Here is an 18,846-nt window from a genome sequence, read left to right as displayed (position 1 = left end):
AAATCGAACGCCGCCGCCGCGAGCGTCAAGCGGCGCTGCGCGAGCGGCGCCGCCACCGCTGGATCAACGCGCTCATCGTGCTGGTGCCGGTCGCGTGCGCTCTGGTCTATCTGCTGCTCTTCGCCACGCCCCGCTACGAGGCGGAGTCGCGCTTCTTCGTGCAGTCGGCCTCGGGTCAGCAAGGCGGCGGAGGGGCTGCGGCCAGCCTGCTGACCACGGGCAACGCGGGCGGCATGCTGGGCGGTTTCGTGGATGGCTGGGCAGTCGCCGATTTCCTCAAATCGCGCGACGCCATGCAGCAGCTCGACAAGAAGGTCGGGCTGCGCCAGTACCTGATCCGCGCGGGCTTGGACCCGGTGAATCATCTTGCCGAGGATTCCAGCGAGGACGATCTTTTCCGTGCCTACCAGGCCTCCGTGAAGGTCTCCTTCAATGCGCTGGAGCAGATCGACGTGCTGCGCGTGAGCGCGTTTTCCTCGGAAGACGCCGCGCTGCTGTCTCGGGCGCTGATCGAGCTGGCCGAGAGTTTCGTCAGCTCAATGAACGAGAAGGGCGTGGCCGATAAGCTGAAGGTAAGCGAAGAAGCGGTCAAGCTCGCGGAACAGAAGGCGCTAGCCGCCAGAGAAACGCTGACTGCGTGGCGGACCACCCACGGCAACATCGATCCCACGGCCACGGTGACGATGCTGCTGAATCTTTCAAGCCAGCTGGAAGGAGAACTCAATACCGCGCAGATCAATCTCGACAAGATCCGAGCGCTGGGCAATAAGGATCATTTCATGCTGCGGCCCGCCGAGATGCAGGTGACGTCCCTGAAAAAACGGATTGCGGCGGTGCGCCAGCGCCTGAGCGGCGGTGGCAATACGGAAGCGAAGCAGCTCAAGTCGTACGAGGCGCTGCGCAACGCCCAGGCGTTCGCGGATTCGAACCTGACCCTGGCGCAGCAGACCTACCAGCAGGCCATGACGGACACGCTGCGCTTGCAGCGCTACTTGTCCATCATCGCGCAGCCGGTGCCGACGGACCGCCCGAGCAGTCCGCGCACGGGGCTCCTGTTGCTGCAGGCGCTGGCGCTGGGTTTTGTGCTGATGTTCATCGCTCGCGTGGCGTTGGCGTTGTTGAGGGGATTGCGTCATGGTTGATATGGCAATTGCGGATCGTCCCGCCGGTCTTGATGCCACGGCACGCTTGCGTGACGTGATCAAGCAGATTCATTCCTCGGCCGAGCCGCTGAACGACATGCCCATGCTGGAGCCGGCGCTGCGGCAGGCCGCGGATGGCTGGCGCGATGCGCGCCGCCTGCTGGTTTCGCCCTTGGTGCGGGAAGGCAAGCTCGTTCCCGCGATCGCCGCGCTGGAAATCATGGTCGCGGTCTATCCCGCTCGCGCCGATGAACGCCGCCTGCTCGCCAGCCTTTTCGGGCGCACCGAGCAATGGGACCGCGCCATCGCCGAAGCGGACGCTGCCACCGGCATCGAGCCCGGCGCCGCGGCCCTGCATGCGGCGCGCATCCAGTTGCGCGTGCAGGCAGGCAGAACGGCCGAGGCCGCCGAGGTCGCCCGCGCGACCAGGAGCCTGGCGGAAAACGAACCTGGCGAAGCCTATCCCTGGCTGATGGCCTTCGTGCGCAACGGCGATGCGGCCGAGGCGGCCGATATGGCGGCGGCGCTGGATCCCCGCGAACTGCCCAACGAGCGCGTGGCGACGATGGCGGTGCGCGCCCTGCTGGAAGACGGCAGGGTCGAGGCGGCGATCCGGTTCGGCGACGCGGCCTTGGCCGCGGGCCATGACTGCGCGGTCCTGCGCTCCTCCCTGGGCCTGGCGCACTTGCGGCGCGGCAACGAAGAGGACCGCAAGGTGCATGCCCTGGCCCACTTCGAGGCCGGCCTGAGCGCGGCGCCCGCGGACGTGAGGCTGTTGACGCTGCATGGCGAGACCCTGCTGCGCGCCGGACGCTACAAGGAAGCCCTGACGCCGCTGAAGCAGGCCATCGACCTGGCGCCGGATCTGGAGCAGACGCGGGCCTTCTATGCGCGCGCGCTGCGCTACACGCTGCAGTACGATGCCGCGGCCGACCAGATGATGCATCTGCTGGAGAAGTCGCCCGAGAAGCAGCTCTGGCAGCGCGCGGCCATCAGCGCACTATCGCAGGCGGGGCGCAAGCAGGAGGCCGAGGCGCTATTTGGCCAGTACGTGGCGCGACGCGGCCAGCGGCTGCCGGAGACCTTCCAGGAGGCCATGGCGCAGCTGGAGGAACGGCTGGACACCGCCCCGATACCGCAGGCGCGCCTGGACTGGGCCTGGTCGATGCGCGGCGACGTCAGCATCGACCGCGCGCAGTGGGAACGCCGCGCGCGCTGGGGCCACCTGGTGGACCACCTGCTTTTCGACTGGCTTGAGTGCCGCGAGGAGAGCGTCGAAGATGCCATGCAGGTGCTGGGAGAACTGGATACCGGCGAGCGCTTCTTTGCGCCGCTGCTGGCGGGGGGCAAGGGCGTGGTGGTCGCCACGGCGCACGTCGGCCCCATGTATGCCGGGTTGATGGCGCTGGAACTGGTAGGCATCCCGTCGCGCTGGCTGGCGACCGCGCCCAGCATTGCGCAGAGCAGCTATTCCGCTGCCTTGATCTCCACCGCGGACCAGAGCGAGGCGCAGGTCGCCAAGGCCTGCATGCGCGCGCTGACCTCGGGCTATGTGCTGTGCCTGGCGATAGACGGCGCGGCCAATCCGGCGGCGCCGCGCACCACCTTCGAAGGGCAGGACGTGACGTACTCCAGCTTCGCGTCCCACCTGGCGCATCGCATGGGTGTGCCCTCGGTGTTCTACGCGCCGCGCTGGGAGAACGGCCACGTCGCCTATACGCTGGAAATGCTGCCCGCAGCCCAGCCCGGCGAGGATGCCGACGCGTATTCCCTGCGCTGGCGGCAGGCCTATTTCGAACGGCTCAGGGAGCATCTGGCCGGCCCGCCGGAGAACCTGCGCCTGAGCGGTGGCATCTGGCGCCACGTCACGACCGCGGACCGGTCCGCGCAGCAATAGGAGAAAGCGTCGATGAAGGCTGCAATGAATTCCGCGCGTTGGCTGCTTGCCCTGGCCATGCTGTACGGCGGGACGGCCGCGGCTGGCGAAGCGTGCAGGAGCCCGGACGAGCACTGTCCGTCCATCGCGGCGCTGCTGCAGCAGCGCGAGGGCTACGGCGCCCAGGTCACGGGGGGCCTGGGCGGAAAGTTCATCGACGTCACGTCCGACCAGGACTCGGGTCCCGGAACGCTGCGCGCCGCGCTGGCGCAGGCGAAGAAAGGACCCACCTGGATACGCTTCGCCTCCGACATGACCATCGTCCTGGATACGCAGCTGCGCGTGCCGTCCAACACGACCATAGACGGACGCGGCAAGCGCGTCACCTTGATAGACGACGGGCTGGGCGTGTATGGCAGCCGGAACGTCATCCTCACGCATCTGACGATAGACGGGCGCCTGTCGCGGCTTACGCAAGCCGTGAACGTGGCCAACAACAGCCGCGACGTATGGGTCGACCACATGGATCTTTCGCGCATGTCGGACCGGCTGCTGAACGTGAAGAACGGCTCGACCGATGTCACGATCTCATGGACCAAGTTCCATAATTCGAACAAGGTCATGCTGCTCAACAACATCACCTCGAAGAACCTCTACGCGAATTACGACCGCGATTCCATCGCGCGCGTGACGTTGCACCACAATTACTTCCTCAACACCGTGCAGCGCAATCCCCGGGCGCAGTTCGGCACCTTCCATCTCTTCAACAATCTGCTGGAAGACTGGGACTTCTACGGCATGAGTTTCAGCCTGGAGGCCCGGGCTCTGGTCGAAGGCAACATCTTCAAGAACTCCACGCAGCGCAAATGCGTGGAGCCCGAATTCTTTCCGACAGTGGAAGGAATCAATGTGAATTACTGCCACTACATTCCCATCGCCGCCCAGCGCAGCGCGCTGGAAAATGGCGAATCCGATCGCGGCGCCTATGAGAAACTGAAGTCCCAGCATGGCTACACCCGGGACTACAAGGCCTTCCTGCGCCTGAAGGACAATCTGTATCTGGGCGATGCGAAACCGGTGCTGCAGGATTACCGACCCGAGTCCGCGCCGACGCCGCCTTATTGCTACGGCTACGAAAAGCCTACGCCTGAGCTGGCGGAGAAGATTCGCAAGTTCGCGGGGAACACGGGCGGGGATACGCCGTTGCCGGTGTCCAGGATCGGGTCGGGTTGTCCTGGCTGAGCTTGCCTGGATTGCGCACCCGCGTGGATCGGCGATGCATACAGCCTGGGATTTGTATTATGGAAATACAGTCTGTGGTTTGTACGGCGGGGAAAGGTATCGCCCCGGCGTCTCTCCTGTCATTTGCCGAAAGTACGCGATGAACGCGCTGTCGCTGGCAAAGCCCAGATCGAATGCCACCGCGGTCACGCTCTGGCCGGCGGCAAGCAGATCCACCGCGCGCAGCAGGCGCCAGAGTTGCCGCCAGGCCTGATAGCTCATGCCAGTCTCGCGCTGGAATATCCGAGTGATGGTGCGAGCGCTTGCGCCCGCGCGCCGCGACAGCGCTTCGAGTTCAGGCGGCAGTTCATCCAGATCCAGCACGGCCAGGCGGCGGTCCGTGGGCAGGGGCAGCAGCATGGGTTCCTGCCTTGCCGCGCGCAGTTCGTCCATGCAGACGGCCAGCAGATTGCGCGGCGCGCCCTGGGACCAGTCGGTGCCGAATGGCTCCAGGCTGATGCGCTCGAATACCTCGCGCAATAGCGGCGTCATCGAAAGTATGGCGGCAGCGGCCGCGGGCGCCGCGACACGCGCCAGGTCCAGATAGATCGAGCGGTACTCGACCTCGCCGCGGATCAGGACGCGGTGCTCGGTTCCGGGCGGTATCCACGCCACGCGGATGGGAGGCAGCACGGCGATCTGTCCTGGCATCGCGAGGCGGATGGAGCCCGCGTGGGCAAAGAGCAGTTGGCCCCGGCCGTGGCTATGCAGCCCGGAGTCGTGGTGTATCAGGCGCGACGCAATGCCCGTCACCGGCTGCGCCATGGTGTCGGGGTTGAACGCGTCGGTGGGTGCAAGCCTGGCCATTTGTCCGGGTTCCGATATTTGTTGTCGTCCGAGCTACAACGGCGATGGCGGCGTCCGGCTAAAAAACGGGCTCTCCGTTTACCGATGCCGCCATGTTCCGCCGCCCGCCCCTGCCGCTAGTCATCCTGCTGCTGAGTTTTCCGCAGATCGTCGAGACGATATACAGCCCCGCCTTGCCGCTGATCGCAGCAGCCTATCAGGCCGCGCCCGAGGACGCGGCGCAGACGTTGTCGCTCTGGTTTGTGGCCTTCGCCTTTGGCGTGGTGGTCTGGGGCCGCCTGTGCGATCTGTGGGGCCGCAGGCCGGCGCTGCTGGCAGGGCTGGCGCTATACGCGCTGGGCGCGGGCTGGGCCATGGCGGCGGGCGATTTCAGGCAGCTGCTTGCGGCCAGGTTGATCGCCGCCTTCGGTGCGGCCGTGGGCTCAATCGTAACGCAGACAGCCCTGCGGGACAGTTATCAGGGCCTGGAGCTGGCCCGCGTCTTCTCCATGCTGGGGATGGCTCTGGCCGTGAGTCCTGCTGTCGGCATGTACGCCGGGCAGGAGATCGCGGCGGCGGGCGGGGTACGGGGCGTCTTTCTCGCGCTCGCCATGCTGGCAGTCGCGCTGCTCGGCGCCAGTGCGTGCCGCTGGCCCGAAACCCGGCCAGAACCGCGCGCGACGCCGCCCTTTTGGCCGACGCTACGCGCCATGCTGCAAGACCGGGCAATCTGGCGCAGCGCGGCGCTGATCGCCATTTTCAATCTCGCGATCTTCGGGTACTACCAGCTGGGTCCGTTCCTTTTTGCCAGGTTGCAGGATTCCTGGCTTGGCTTCGGCGAAAGCGGCCTGGCGCTGGCCGCGGCGTCGCTATGCGGCGCGTTCCTGAACACGGCATTGCTGCGGCGCGGATGCGGGTCTGAACGTCTGGTGCGGTTGGGAATTTCTCTGTTGGCGCTGGGCGCGGCGGTGGTTGCCGTGCTTATCGGGAGCCCCGCGTTTCTCATCGGCATGGCGATTATTTCCGCCGCCTACGCGATCGCGATTCCCAACATCCTGGCCCATGCCTTGCGCGCCCATGCCAATGCCGCAGGCACCGCTGGCGCGATTCTGAGCTTGATCTACTACAACCTGCTGGGGGTTGCGCTGGTGCTTGCCGGACTGGGGCAAAGGCTGGATGTGGTGCTGGGCTGCTGCGCAGTGCTGGCGGCCGCAGCATATGCGATGAAGGCGCGGAAAATCCAAGATCAATGATGGGGCCGCTGCCGGTGGTGCAACCGGTCCCGTTCAAACAACGGCCGTCGGGCTCTCAGCTCAGATGCACCGACGATGCGATCCCCTGATCCGCCATCTTCGAATAAGGACAGATCGATTCGGTCTCGTGGACCAGCGCCAGGGCCAGGTCCTTGGTGATCCCCGGCAGGGAAATCTCCAGCCGGGCCTTGATGCAGAACAGGCCGTCGAACGCTTCGCGCGCGAAGGTGGTGGTGCAGTGCACGGCGAAATCCGCGGGCAGCGGGACACGGTTCTTGAGAGCAACCAGCTTCATGGCGCCATGAAAGCATGCGGCGAACCCGGCCGCGAACAATTGCTCGGGATTGGTGCCGCCGCCATTTCCGCCCAGCTCCTTGGGCAGCCTGAGTTCGAGTTCCAGTTCACCGTCATTGGAGATCACGCGGCCGGACGATCTGCCGTGTCCGGAGGCGCCGCCGGTTACGGAGACAGTGGTCGTGTACAGGGGAAGGTCTTCTGTGCCGACATAGGGTTCCAGAAGCGAAACAGAGGGTGCGGTGGGGGCTTTCATGGGGGACTCCTCAAGTGCGGAAAAGCGGGTTGTTGTTTTTGCCGCGGCCACTATAGAGTTGTCCCCGCCGGGCGAAAAGACAGAATTTCTGTTCTGGCCGGCATCTTTTTTTATACCGGTTACCCTGGTTTCCTAGGCGCTTTTGTTGACCTTGGCTAGCCTGTGCAGCTCGTCCGCATCGAGGATGGCCAGCCCGCCATAGTAGGTCTCCAGCACGCCCGCGCGGGCGAGCCTCGCAAGCGCGGCATTGCAGCGTTGCCTTGAAATGCCGCACAGGCCTGCGATTTCCTCCTGGGAAACCTTCAGGCGTCCATTCGTGTCGGAATGCTTTTCCGCGTTGAGCTGCGCGGCGACGGCGCGCGCGACCGTCGTGTCGACGTCGAGCAGCACGTTGGATGTGAAGCTGCTCATCAGCCAGTCCACGCGCTGCGCCAGGTGCATCATCAGCGCCTTGGTGAATTCGATGTTGTTGTTCCAGAGGCGTTCACAGGTCTCGCGCGGCAGTATCACGATCAGGCTGGGCCTGAGCGCGACCACCTCGTACTCGAACCGCTCGCGGCGGATCATGGTGGCTTCGCCGAACCAGCTGCCGGTGCTGAATCCCGCGAGCGAAAGCGATTTGCCGTCGGCGCCGGGCGAGGACCATTTCACCAGCCCTTGCACCACGCCATACCATCCGGGCGACCGATTGCCCGCGCGGAACAGGAATTCGCCCGCGTCCAGCGACACGACGCGCAACTCCGCGCGGATCAGGTCGCGTTCGAGTTCCGGCAAGCCCTTGTACCAGGGGACGACGTCGAGCATCTTGTCCACCGCGCCTTGCGCGCGCCGCCGCCGCGCGCTCAAGGGTTCGTCGCCGGCGTTGGCAAGCCGTTCACGCATGTGTGCCTCCTTCGTAGCCGTTGTGATGCCGCTCAGGTAAACCCTAGGGTGCTTTGTCACCATGATGACTGTCCGCTGTCTTGGGCCGGCACCAGAATAGTCGAGGTTTCAAACGCCAAAACCCACAAGAGGAGACAAGCATGTTGCCCATGCAAGGCATGATGTTCCGCGGCGCCCTGGCCTGCGGCCTGGCCGTGTCGCTGCTGCACGCCCCTGCGGCCCAGGCGCAGATTTCAGACGATGTTATTCGAATCGGCTTCATCACCGACATGTCGGGCGTGTACTCGGGGCCGGATGGCCCCGGCGGCGCCGAGGCCATCAAGATGGCGATCCAGGAGATGGGCGGCGCGATCAACGGCAAAAAGATCGAACTGCTGACCGCCGACCACCAGAACAAGGCGGACATCGCCTCGGCCAAGGCGCGCGAATGGTTCGACCAGATGGGCCTGGACATGCTGATAGGCGGCACCAACTCCAGCACGGCGCTGGCCATGTCCAAGGTCGCGGCCGACAAGAAGCGGCCCATCATCGTGGTGGGCGCGGGCGCTCCGGCGCTGACCAACGAACAATGTACGCCGTACACGCTGAACTACGCCTACGACACCGTGGCGCAGGCCCGCGGCACGGGAGCGGCGGTCGTCAAGGCTGGAGGCAAGAGCTGGTACTTCCTGACCGCGGATTATGCCTTCGGGCACGCGCTGCAGGCGGACACGACCACGGTGGTCAAGGCCGGCGGCGGCACGGTGGTGGGATCGGTCAAGCATCCGCTTTCGGCCAGCGACTTCTCTTCGTTCCTGTTGCAGGCGCAAAGCAGCAAGGCCGAGATTCTCGCCCTGGCGAATGCCGGCGCCGATGCGACCAACTCGATCAAGGCGGCCAATGAATTCGGCATCACCAAGACCATGCGCCTGGCCGGCCTGATCATGTTCATCAACGACATCCACGCCATGGGGCTGACCGCGTCGCAAGGCATGTACTTGACGGATAGCTGGTACTGGAATGCGTCGGATGAGACCCGCGCTTGGGCGCGCGCGTTCTTTGAAAAACGCAAGGCCATGCCTTCCTCGCTGCAGGCGGCCGACTATTCCGCGGCGCTCCAATACCTGCGCGCGGTCAAGGCCACGGGTACGGATGACGCCGATCGCGTGCTGGCCTATCTGCGCGAGAACAAGCTGAACGACGTCTACATCAAGAACGGCGTGGTCCGGCCGGATGGGCGTGTCGTGCACGACATGTACCTGCTGCAGGTCAAGACGCCGGAACAGTCCAAGGAGCCTTGGGACTACTTCAACGTCGTGCAGACCATCGACGGCAACCAGGCATTTACCACCAAGGAAGAGAGCCGCTGCGCGCTCTGGAAGTGAACCTCATGAGCAAACGCAAAGTCATCGTGACCATCGCCCCGACCGGGGGCATGGCATTCAAAAGCCAGAATCCGCACCTGCCCACGCAGCCGCTGGAAATCGCGGAGGACGTGTATCGCTGCTATAACGCCGGCGCCAGCGTGGTGGCGCTGCACGCGCGCCGTCCCGACGACCAGGCGACCTGCGATGCGTCGGTGTATCGGGAAATGAACCGGCTGATTCGCGACCGCTGCGACATCGTGCTGAACAACTCCACCGGCGGCGGCGTGCATGGCGACATGGTCAAGGAGACGTCTCCGGGCACATGGGAGATCCTGTGGGAAGAACGGCTCAAGGGCATGGACGCCGGCGCCGAGATGTGCACGCTGGACGCCACGACCTTGAACCTGGCGTTCGGCGACCGTGAATACCTGATGAATACGCCGCTCACCAAGGCCCGCGAACTCGCTGTCGGCATGCAGGCGCGCGGCATCAAGCCCGAATGGGAGGTCTTCAGCCCCACTCACATCCTGCAGGACGCCACGACGCTGATCGAAGAGGGGTTGGACGAAGGCCCGCACTTCATCAACCTGGTCATGAACGTGCACCGCAACTTCCAGAACGCCATGCCGTTCTCTGTCCGGCATTTGCAGATGATGGTGGATCTGCTGCCCCGGAACAGCATCTTCTGCGTCAGCGGCATCGGGCCCGCGCAGCTGGAGGCCAACATCGCCGCCCTGCTCCTGGGCGGCCATGCGCGGGTTGGCCTGGAAGACAACCTGTACTACCGCCACGGAGAACTGGCCACCAATGTCCAGCTGACCGAGCGCATCGTGCGCGTCATCCGCGAAATGGACATGGAGCCCGCCACGCCCGCGGAAGCGCGCGAGATCCTGGGCTTGCCGCTGAAGAGCGGGGTCCGTCCCGAGTTCGCGCTCTGAAAAGGAAATGCCATGAGCCATTCGTTGCAAGGAAAACACGTCCTCGTCACTGCGGGCGCACAAGGCATAGGCCTCGCGATCGCACGCAAGTTTCTGGAGTCGGGCGCCGAGGTGCATGTCTGCGATGTGGATGAAGCCGCGTGCAAGGCGGCGGCGGCCGCGCATCCGCGCCTGGGCGTCAGCGTGACCGACATATCCAGCGAAGCGCAAGTCCTGGCCATGTTCGGCGAGCTGTCGGATAGGTGGGGCAAGCTCGATGCGCTCATCAACAATGCGGGCGTGTCCGGTCCGACCAGCCGTCTGGAGGAGACTGCGCTGGATGCGTGGCAGCGCACGCTGGATGTCAATCTGACCGGAACCTTCCTGTGCGCGCGCAGCGCGGTGCCGTTGCTGCGCGCGGCAGGCGGCGGATCCATCGTCAATATCTCGTCGGTGGCGGGCCGCCTGGGCTTCTCGCTGCGCTCGCCCTATAGCGCCAGCAAATTCGGACTGGCTGGCCTGACGCAGACCTGGGCGATGGAGCTGGGGCCGTCGAACATCCGCGTCAATTCCGTGCTGCCAGGCGTGGTGTCTGGCGACCGTGTCGAACGGGTCATCGCAGCCCGCGCCACTGCCGGTGGCGTGAGCAACGACGCGATGCGCGCGCAGCTTGTGGATAAGGTGTCGTTGCGCCGCATGACCAGTCCGGAGGACGTGGCCAATCAGGTCGCCTTCCTGTGTTCGGATGAAGGCGCCATCATCAGTGGGCAGAGCATTTCGGTCTGCGGCAACGTGGAGTATCTGGGCTGAGCCGCCGATCGCGCCATCGCCGATGACGCGATCGGAACTCTGCTGCGCTACTTGCCGCTGCGCTGGAAGTCACCCGGCTTCCAGCTCTTGTCGAAGGCGGCCGCCTCCGGCCCGTAGATACGGAAGTAGGCGAACCAGCCCTGGCCGGGATTGGTCTTGATCCAGCGGCTTTCCTGGCCCGCCGGGGCCTTGGGTCCGAAGTAGAGCGTAAGCGGCTTGCTCTGATCCACGTCCTTGAGCTCGAACAGCGAGCGCAGCGCGGCCTTGTCCTGGTCGGTCTGCACCTGTGAACGGGTCTTGCTGTCGTACAGCGTGATCGACCAGAACAGCTTGCCCGGCACCGGCTGCGGCACGACCAGCGTGTATTGCTTGCCGCCGTCCAGGTAGGCGCCTTGCGCGTCGCGCGCGCCCAGCCAATAGAGCGAGCCCGCGCCGGCGTCGCGGCGGAACATGGCGGGCGAGGCCACGATGGCCTGCGCGAACCAGCGGTCGCGGGCGTCCATGTCCATGCCGGATGTGGTCTCGAACTGCGCGCTGCCTGGCACCAGGCCGACCCATTCCCAGCGACGGTCGGGCCAGGCCTTGCGGTCGGCGCGGTCGCTGTCGAAGGCGGTCACCAGCATCTGGTCGCGCCCCAGGCGGGCGGCCTTGGTCAGCGTTTCCTTGAGCTTCGCGTCCGGCTTGAAGGGCTTGCCCTTTTCAATGCCCAACTCGCCCAGCAGCCCATACATGGGTCTTGCGGCAATTGCGACCGGCTCCTCCTGAACGATCTTGTTCAGCACCTCCCAGAACTGGAAGTTGTCTTCCCATTTCAGCGAGGAACTGTCCATGGCCATGCGCGTCGTGTCCACCGCAGCCAGGGGCTGGCCGGCCGCGCCTTGTTCGGTCCAGGGATGGATCTTGACCGCGCGCAGGGCGTCCAGCGCCTTGGGAACGTCGCCGCCTATCGGCATGGCACGCAGCGCGAGCAGGTTTTTCAGCGAGGGCGAACGGCCTACGTGATAGCCCTCGGGTACTTTTCCCTCATATCCCGGCGGGAGCACCAAGTGTTTGCCGCCCTTGCCTGCGTCGGGCCCCGGCAGGCCCAGGTCCTGTACCCAGCCCTGATTGTGGTCGTTGACCAGGCCGATGTAGGGGCCGGGCGGCAGCTCGATGACCACGGGGCCCTGGCTCAGGTCAATGACGGCCGAGCCGTAGGGGGTGTCGGAGTTGAGCGTGAAGCCGACCTGTCGGGGGCCGGCCGCGGCGATGCCCCATTGCTTGCCGTCCTCGATACCGACGGCGCGGTTGCCGTTGAAGATGCCTTCCACCGAGACTGTGGGATACCAATAGCGGTACGCAATCAGGGCGCGCTGCAGCGTTTGGTCGGCGCGCACCTGTTGCGAGGTCTGCGGCGTGGGATAGCCGCGCTCGTAGCGGTAAGGCGTTGCGTCCTTGGCATGCGCCGCGCCGGCGCATGCCAGCGCCAGCGCGACGGTCAGGGTACGGTTCATCATGGTGTTCCGGTCTCCAGACTTCAGGTTGGGGAGAAAAAGGCGGGTTGTCGTTCCAGGTAAAAATGTCCAGGGAGACCTAGCGCGCGGCCTCGATGTCGTTGAGTTTCCAGGTCTTGTCGAACCAGGCTTGCAGGGGGCCATAGAGGCGGAAGATCACCATCCAGCTCTTGCCGGGTATGGTCTGGATCCAGTTCTGTTCCTTGCCCGCGGGCGCCTGGGGACCGAAATACAGATCGACCGAACCGTCCGCGTTGGCGTGCAGCTGCTTTTCGCTGGACAGGCTGGGGAACGGCTGGTCCGTCTGCAGCATGGAGCGCGTCTGCGTGTCATAGACCACCACGGACCAGAAGTCCTTGGCAGGCACGTTGGGCGGAACGCGCAGCACGTATTGGCGGCTTCCATCCAGCGGCTTGCCTTGCGCGTCATAGTTGGCCGCGGCGTATTGCGATCCGATGCCCGGCATGGCAACGGCCATGGCCGGGGTGTCTATGGTCGCGGCATAGAAGAACATGGTGCGGGCGTCGAAATTGCGCGCGCCGTCGTTCAGCCATTCATAGCTGCCACCGACGAATGGCGTGTTCCAGTGCCGGTCTGGATAGATGCGCGTGGCGGGATCGCGGTTGGCGAAATCGATGGCGCGCGCCGTGGCGTTGCCCACGGCCACGGCGTCGGTCAGGATGGCCTTCATGCGCGCGTCGGGTTCGAAAGGTTGGCCCTTGCGCATCCCGATCGCCGCATACAGACCGGTCATGTCGGCACCGTAGGCGCCTGCCGGCTCTTCCTGGATGATCTGGTTCACCTCGTCGAAGAATGCGTAGTTGTTGGCGTGAATGGTGTTCATCACCTTGCCGGAAAGGTTGATGAAGCGCGTCGGCGGTGGCGCGCCTGCTTGGCTGTAGGGATAGACGCGCAGGCCGGCCTTGACGCCCTGCACGCCGGGCGCCGGATCGCCGTTTTTCATGAAGGCCCGGCCGAACAGCAGGTTGCCGTAAGTGGGGGAATGCTGCACGAAATAGCCTTGGGCTGGCAGCGGGCCCTTGTAGCCGGGCGGCACGAACAGGTACTTGCCGCCTTTGCCCTTGTCGGGTCCGGCATTGCCCATGTCGGTCACGTAGCGGAACCAGAAGTCGTCGACCACGCCCAGGATGCCCGGCGGGGTCTCCACGACCACGGGGCCGTTCTTCAGGTCCATCCAGTTCCAGAAGTACACGGTCTCGGTGTTGGCCGTGAGGAACAGGGAGCGCGAGTCCATCAGCGTTTCGAAAATGCCGACAGTGCTGCCGGTGGCGCCTGCCTCGCGCAGCCCGGCGCGGATCGAGACCATGGACGCGCCGGGGATGCCGTTCAGAAACGCCTCGACGCCGCGCAGGAAGTCGAGATTGTCATAGACCTTGCGGGCGGTGTCCGGGGTGGGCACGCCATCGAAGAATTCCAGGCGGCCGATGCGGGTCTCGACGTTGGCCGGCGTCAGAATCTGCGGCGGCGTCGGCGTGCTCATCTTGTAGCCGGCGGAATGCTCCGGCGGCCCGGCGCAGGCGGTCAGCAGGGCTACGGCGGCCATGGCCAGGACGCGCGGACAATTGCGGCGGGCAGTAAGCATAAGGTCTCCACGAACAGGAACGCGGGAAGACACTGCCGTCCACAACACGGCGGCGCGACCTCGTTCCTTGCGTTTCAGTACAGTTCAAGATGACCAGCACGAGCAAAGCGACGAGCGTCGCATGTCGTTCAGTTTCCGATCAAACAGGGACGGCGTCAATATCCCGGATCGGGAGCGCTCAGCCCGCCCGCGCCACGCCGCCGGCGGGGTCCGGGCCGCCGGGATCCGGTCGCGGTTGCGAGCCTGTCATTCTGTCGGCGAAACGCTGTGTCAGCAGGGGGGCGCCCAGCGAGGTCAGGACGACCAGCATCAGGATCACGTTCAAAACCGGCAGGTCTATCAGTGGCCGCCCGGCCGAATTGACCGTCTTGTAGGCGACGGTGGCGGCTGCCAGCGTGGCGGCGACCTGCGGCAATGTCAGGCTCCACACCAGCCCGATCTCGTTGCGGCTGTAGCGGAACGGCAGTCCCACCCCTATCGCCGCCAGGAGCTTGGCCAGCAACAGGGCGGCCAGCAGGCCGAACGCCAGCAGCGGCTGTTCGACGAAGGTGCGCAGCGCTTCGATGGGATGCAGCAGCATGCCGGTCACCATGAAGAACGCGGGAATCAGGAAGGTATCGCTCAGCACTTTGAGCACGCCGGCGTTGCTTGGGTGAGGCGTGGCCTGGCGTGCCGCGATGCCAGCCAGAAAGGCTCCCACGATGCCGTCCAGGCCGAACAGCTCGGCCGCCTGCGTGGCGCACGCTACGGCCAGGAACAGAATCATCAGGCGCGATTCGTCGCGATGCATGCGGGCCAGCAGCCAGCTCAACACCCAGCGCCCGCCGAAGATCACCAGCGGAATGAAGATCGCCACTTGCAACATCTGCATGTCCAACGCCGCCACCGAGAATCCGCGGCGGTGCGTCACCAGGCACACGGCCAGCACCAGCATGGCGGCGATGTCGGTGAACACGGTGGCGCCGGAGGTCGCCATGACGCTCAGGCGCTCGCCCAGTCCGAGGCGCGCGGCCACCGGGTAGGCCAGCAGTGTGTGGGAGGCGATCAGCGATCCGATCAATAGCGAGGCGTTGACGGTATAACCGCAGCCGCGGGCGATCGCATAGCCCATCGCCAGGGGCAGGCCGAAGGTCAGCAGGCCGAACCAGAGCACCTGCGCTTTCGCTTGCCGCAGCTTGGAAAAATCGATGTCGTAGCCGATGAAGAACAGCAGCAGCGCCACGCCCAGCTCGGATATCAGCTGGGTCAGCGGCGTGTCGGGCCGCAGCAGCCCGATGCCGGCAGGGCCCAGGATCAGTCCGGCGATCAGGAAGCCGATGACGCCGGGTATGCGCGCGCGCTCGCAGAGCAGCGGCACCAGCAGGAACAGCAGCAGCCACAGCAGGAAGCGCGTAAAGGGCGCCAGATGGGTGAAGAATTCGACCGCCGTTTGCGTCCAGGGCATGACCGGCTCCGGCTAGGACTCTTTGGGACAACCGCGACAGCACCCGCGTCTTGCTGCGCGAGTTTGTGCCGGAAGCGGAAAATGGTCAAGAAGCGCGGCGCGGCCGCCGCAAGGACCATGCCGGAACGTTCCAAAAAACCTGAACGTCAGTTCGATCCGGGCGAATTGTTTGGCGCATCCGGAAGTTCTAGACTGGATCCGTACATGCATTGTGTACCGCTGGCTGTCGCATAGCGGTTTTGCAGCGACGGCGGGAGGTCCTGATGAATCAGGTCGAGACCTTTGCCACCATGCCGATGTGGGCGGGGTTCGTAGGCTTTGTGCTGGTCGTGCTGGCGCTGGATCTCTACGTGCTGGGCGGCCGGCATGCGCATCGCGTGCGGCCGCGGGAAGCGCTGTTCTGGGTAGGCGTGTGGATGACGCTGGCCGCGTTGTTCGGCGCCCTGATGTGGTGGTATCTGGACGCCACCCTGGGGCGCGACATTGCGCACCGGAAAACGCTGGAGTTCTACACCGGCTACCTGATCGAACTGTCCCTGTCCGTGGACAATATGTTCGTGTTCTCGCTGATCTTCGGCTACTTCGCGGTGCCGCTGGAATTGCAGCGCCGGGTACTGTTGTACGGCGTGCTGGGCGCCATCGTGATGCGGGTCGGCATGATTCTGGCGGGCGTCTGGCTGCTGTCGAAGTTCGACTGGCTGTTCTACGTGTTCGGCGTGCTGCTGGTGGCGACGGGGGCGAAGATGCTGGCCCGGGCGGACCATCAGCCGGACATCGCCCGCAATCCGCTGGTGCGCCTGCTGCGCTCGTCCATGCGCATCACCAAGGACTATCACGGCGAATCGTTCTTCGTGCGCATAGGCGGCCTGCGGCATGCCACGCCCATGTTCGTCGTGCTGCTGATGATAGAGGCGAGCGACGTGGTGTTTGCGGTCGACAGCATCCCCGCCATCTTCGCCGTCACCACCGACCCGTTCCTGGTCTTTACTTCCAACATCTTCGCTATCATGGGCCTGCGGGCGCTGTACTTCCTGCTGGCCGACATGCGGGAGCGTTTCCGCTACCTCAAGCACGGACTTGCCGCGGTGCTCATCATCATCGGCGGCAAGATGCTGGCCGCGCCATGGTTCCATGTGCCGGTGCAGTGGTCGCTGGTGGCGGTAGGCCTGATCTTGCTGGCATCCGTGGGCGCCAGCCTGATTCTGCCCAAACGGGCCGCGGCCAGGGCCGCGCGCCACAAGGGTTGAGCCCCACGAACCGGAGATCTGTCATGAACACGATCATTCTTGCCACCGATGGGTCCAGCCACAGCGATGCCGCGGCGCGCTATCTGGTTGATGGACCTTTGCTGAACCGGGATTTCACGGTGCACGTATTGCATTGCGAGCCCGATGTGACCGGCGACGTCAAAGCCTTCATCGGTCAGGCCGACATCGACGCCTGGCATCACGAAGAGAGCGACAAGGCAATGAAGTCCGTGGTCGAAATCCTGAGTGCGGGCAACATTGGCTTCGAATGCCACGAGCTTACGGGCCACACGCCGGACAAGATCGTGGCGCACGCGGTCAAGGTGGGCGCCGCGGCCATCGTGATGGGTTCGCACCATCGGGCGCCATTCCTGGACGCCCTGTTGGGGTCGGTGTGCTCGCGGGTCATCGCCCACGCGCCCTGCCCCGTGCTGCTGATCTGAGGGGCCGCGGGGGGCGGCGCCGGGCCGGGCAGTGTTATCTTCAGCGTATTTTCCTGCAATACGCATGCGCTTCATGCCCGACGACGTCTCCCTTTCCCCCGATACCGCGCCCGCAGGCGAGCCTGCGGCATACCTGCGGCCTTTCGTCCAGAACGCTGGCACCCGGCGAACCCTGCATTTCACGCAGCAGGAAATCCAGAGCAGCATGTCCACGCTCAATCCCGATGCGCTCGAACTGGAGTACACGCGGATGATGATGGGCTTCGTGCTCTTCAAACCGGACCCCGCCCGCATCCTGATGGTGGGGCTGGGGGGCGGCTCGCTGCCCAAGTTCTGCCATCGCTACCTGACGGACAGCGCCATCGAGGTGGTCGAGATCGATCCTGCGGTCATCGCCTTGCGCGACGCCTTCATGGTGCCGCGCGACGACGAACGGTTCCGAGTGGTCCAGGCGGACGCCGCAGACTACATGCGCGGCTTGTCGGGGCATGCCGACGTGATTTTCCTGGACGGGTTCGGCGTCGGCGGGATACCCGGTCCGCTGTGTTCGGCCGGGTTCTATGCCGATTGCCTGCGCGCCCTGCGCGAGGACGGCATCCTGGTGATCAACTTCCACGTCAATCACCCGGATCATCATGAGTACATGGACCGGGTGCGCGCCTCGTTCGGCTCGTCCATGTTCGAGGTGGTGGACGACGACATGACCAACAGCATCGTGTTCGCCTGCAAGGGCGATCTGCTGGACGATCCCGCCGCGGCGCAGCTGCGGCGGCCGGCGTCCATGCCCAAGGACGCCTGGCGCCAGTTGATGCCGACGATGAAGGTCATCGGCGCGACGCTGGTGCTGAGATAGCGCTCCATGCTCAGCTGCGGCGTAATGGCGCCAAAGCCCTAGTCCCAGGCCGCGGCCAGCCCTTCTGGACTGACTTCGCGCCCGTTGCGCTCCAACGCCGCGATTTGCGCCATGTCCTCGTCCGTCAGCCGCAGATCCTGGGCCAGCAGGTTGCTGGCCAGGTTCTCGCGCTTGGTCGATGACGGAATGACGGCATGGCCCAGCTGCAGGGCCCAGGCCAGCGCGACCTGCGCGGGCGTGGCGTCGTGGCGTTGGGCGATCTGGCCGATGACCGGATCCTTCAGCACCTTGCCGTAGGCCAGCGTCATGTACGACGTGACCTGGATGCCTTGTTCCCGCAGGAAGGCGGCGAGCTTGCGGTTCTGCAGGTAGGGGCTGAGTTCGATCTGGTTGGTGGCGATCTGCTCGCGGCCCACCGCGGCGATGGCGGCGCGCGTTTCGGCGATGGGGAAGTTGGAGATGCCGATCTGGCGGGTCAGGCCCTGCGTCTTGGCCTCGGCCAGCGCGCTCATGAATTCCTCGACGGGCACGCCGTTGCCGGGCGCGGGCCAATGGATCAGGGTCAGGTCCGCGTAGTCGCTGCGCAGTTTGGCCAGGCTGTCCTTCAGGCTGGGGATGAGCTTGTCGCGGGCGTAGTTCGGAACCCAGATCTTGGTCGTGGCGAATAGTTCATCGCGCGGCACGCCGGATTCGGCGATGGCATGGCCGACCTCGGCTTCGTTTTCGTAGATCTGCGCGGTGTCGATGGCGCGGTAGCCGAGATCCAGCGCGTTGCGCACGGAATCGATGACGGCCTGGCCCTGCAGGCGGAAGGTGCCGACGCCAAAGGCGGGAATGCTCATGGGTAACTCCTGGGGAGGTTCGCGGATCCGGGCGCGGGGCCCGGGAATGCTTGCAGTGTGCCCGTCGGATACTTGCGG

Annotated in this window: 17 protein-coding genes; 10 read left to right on the top strand and 7 right to left on the bottom strand. The window is 65.1% G+C overall.

All coding sequences use genetic code 11. The features are described from left to right. The first annotated feature begins 110 nt into the window (after positions 1-110). From FOC84_RS11600 to FOC84_RS11590, 3 genes are read left to right on the top strand one after another with little or no spacing between them, the layout of a single operon-like run. Entirely contained in the window at positions 111-1,142 is a 1,032-nt protein-coding gene (locus FOC84_RS11600; protein WP_173150093.1) for a sugar ABC transporter, read from the top strand. After that, entirely contained in the window at positions 1,135-3,039 is a 1,905-nt protein-coding gene (locus FOC84_RS11595; RefSeq protein WP_173144544.1) for a Vi polysaccharide transport protein VexE, read from the top strand. The genes FOC84_RS11600 and FOC84_RS11595 overlap by 8 nt, the downstream gene beginning before the upstream one ends. 12 nt (positions 3,040-3,051) lie before the next feature. Next, positions 3,052-4,260 (top strand): pectate lyase family protein, encoded by a 1,209-nt coding sequence (locus tag FOC84_RS11590; RefSeq protein ID WP_173144543.1) that lies wholly within the window; start codon positions 3,052-3,054, stop codon positions 4,258-4,260. A gap of 57 nt (positions 4,261-4,317) precedes the next feature. On the opposite strand, the gene FOC84_RS11585 is transcribed toward FOC84_RS11590, so the two are convergent. Then, the gene (locus FOC84_RS11585; RefSeq protein WP_173144542.1) at positions 4,318-5,106 is read right to left on the bottom strand and encodes an AraC family transcriptional regulator; all 789 of its coding nucleotides are present in this window, start codon (positions 5,104-5,106) and stop codon (positions 4,318-4,320) included. Positions 5,107-5,279: 173 nt separating this feature from the next. On the opposite strand from FOC84_RS11585, the gene FOC84_RS11580 reads away from it, so the two are divergent. Further along, complete coding sequence (locus FOC84_RS11580; RefSeq protein WP_254241960.1) at positions 5,280-6,338, top strand: MFS transporter; 1,059 nt, start codon at positions 5,280-5,282, stop codon at positions 6,336-6,338. Positions 6,339-6,393: 55 nt separating this feature from the next. Here FOC84_RS11580 and FOC84_RS11575 read toward each other — a convergent pair whose 3' ends face one another. Continuing rightward, on the bottom strand, positions 6,394-6,888 hold the full coding sequence (locus FOC84_RS11575) for an Ohr family peroxiredoxin (protein WP_173144540.1): 495 nt from the start codon (positions 6,886-6,888) through the stop codon (positions 6,394-6,396). A gap of 132 nt (positions 6,889-7,020) precedes the next feature. After that, positions 7,021-7,770, bottom strand: coding sequence for a Crp/Fnr family transcriptional regulator (locus FOC84_RS11570; protein ID WP_254241959.1), 750 nt, complete (start codon positions 7,768-7,770; stop codon positions 7,021-7,023). A 140-nt stretch (positions 7,771-7,910) separates the two neighbouring features. On the opposite strand from FOC84_RS11570, the gene FOC84_RS11565 reads away from it, so the two are divergent. From FOC84_RS11565 to FOC84_RS11555, 3 genes are read left to right on the top strand one after another with little or no spacing between them, the layout of a single operon-like run. Continuing rightward, complete coding sequence (locus tag FOC84_RS11565; RefSeq protein WP_438800869.1) at positions 7,911-9,134, top strand: ABC transporter substrate-binding protein; 1,224 nt, start codon at positions 7,911-7,913, stop codon at positions 9,132-9,134. A gap of 5 nt (positions 9,135-9,139) precedes the next feature. Then, a complete protein-coding gene (locus tag FOC84_RS11560; protein WP_173144539.1) occupies positions 9,140-10,054 on the top strand; it encodes a 3-keto-5-aminohexanoate cleavage protein in 915 nt (304 codons plus the stop codon). 12 nt (positions 10,055-10,066) lie between these two features. Beyond that, positions 10,067-10,843: an SDR family oxidoreductase gene (locus FOC84_RS11555; RefSeq protein WP_173144538.1), complete on the top strand. Its 777-nt coding sequence runs from the start codon at positions 10,067-10,069 to the stop codon at positions 10,841-10,843. A gap of 47 nt (positions 10,844-10,890) precedes the next feature. On the opposite strand, the gene FOC84_RS11550 is transcribed toward FOC84_RS11555, so the two are convergent. The 3 genes from FOC84_RS11550 to FOC84_RS11540 form a co-directional block, all read right to left on the bottom strand. After that, entirely contained in the window at positions 10,891-12,339 is a 1,449-nt protein-coding gene (locus FOC84_RS11550; protein ID WP_173144537.1) for a DUF1254 domain-containing protein, read from the bottom strand. A 76-nt stretch (positions 12,340-12,415) separates the two neighbouring features. Beyond that, positions 12,416-13,939 carry a DUF1254 domain-containing protein gene (locus FOC84_RS11545; protein ID WP_254241958.1) on the bottom strand — a complete coding sequence of 508 codons (1,524 nt, stop codon included), beginning with the start codon at positions 13,937-13,939 and terminating at the stop codon, positions 12,416-12,418. Between the two features lie 178 nt (positions 13,940-14,117). After that, the gene (locus FOC84_RS11540; protein WP_173144536.1) at positions 14,118-15,383 is read right to left on the bottom strand and encodes a cation:proton antiporter; all 1,266 of its coding nucleotides are present in this window, start codon (positions 15,381-15,383) and stop codon (positions 14,118-14,120) included. Between the two features lie 263 nt (positions 15,384-15,646). Here FOC84_RS11540 and FOC84_RS11535 point away from each other — a divergent pair, with 263 nt between their 5' ends. The 3 genes from FOC84_RS11535 to FOC84_RS11525 all read left to right on the top strand — a co-directional run bounded on the left by FOC84_RS11535 (position 15,647) and on the right by FOC84_RS11525 (position 17,926). After that, positions 15,647-16,630: a TerC family protein gene (locus FOC84_RS11535; RefSeq protein WP_173144535.1), complete on the top strand. Its 984-nt coding sequence runs from the start codon at positions 15,647-15,649 to the stop codon at positions 16,628-16,630. A 23-nt stretch (positions 16,631-16,653) separates the two neighbouring features. Continuing rightward, positions 16,654-17,073, top strand: coding sequence for a universal stress protein (locus FOC84_RS11530; protein WP_173144534.1), 420 nt, complete (start codon positions 16,654-16,656; stop codon positions 17,071-17,073). 64 nt (positions 17,074-17,137) lie between these two features. Beyond that, complete coding sequence (locus FOC84_RS11525) at positions 17,138-17,926, top strand: fused MFS/spermidine synthase (RefSeq protein WP_173144533.1); 789 nt, start codon at positions 17,138-17,140, stop codon at positions 17,924-17,926. A 38-nt stretch (positions 17,927-17,964) separates the two neighbouring features. Here the strand turns inward: FOC84_RS11525 and dkgB are convergent, their stop codons facing one another. Beyond that, positions 17,965-18,768, bottom strand: coding sequence for a 2,5-didehydrogluconate reductase DkgB (gene dkgB / locus FOC84_RS11520; RefSeq protein WP_173144532.1), 804 nt, complete (start codon positions 18,766-18,768; stop codon positions 17,965-17,967). Positions 18,769-18,846 lie beyond the last annotated feature (78 nt).

Origin of the sequence: Achromobacter pestifer (assembly GCF_013267355.1) — a bacterium.
GTDB lineage: Bacteria > Pseudomonadota > Gammaproteobacteria > Burkholderiales > Burkholderiaceae_B > Achromobacter > Achromobacter pestifer_A.
Note: the sequence above shows the minus strand (reverse complement) of the source record. Positions and strands in the feature narration are given on the sequence as shown.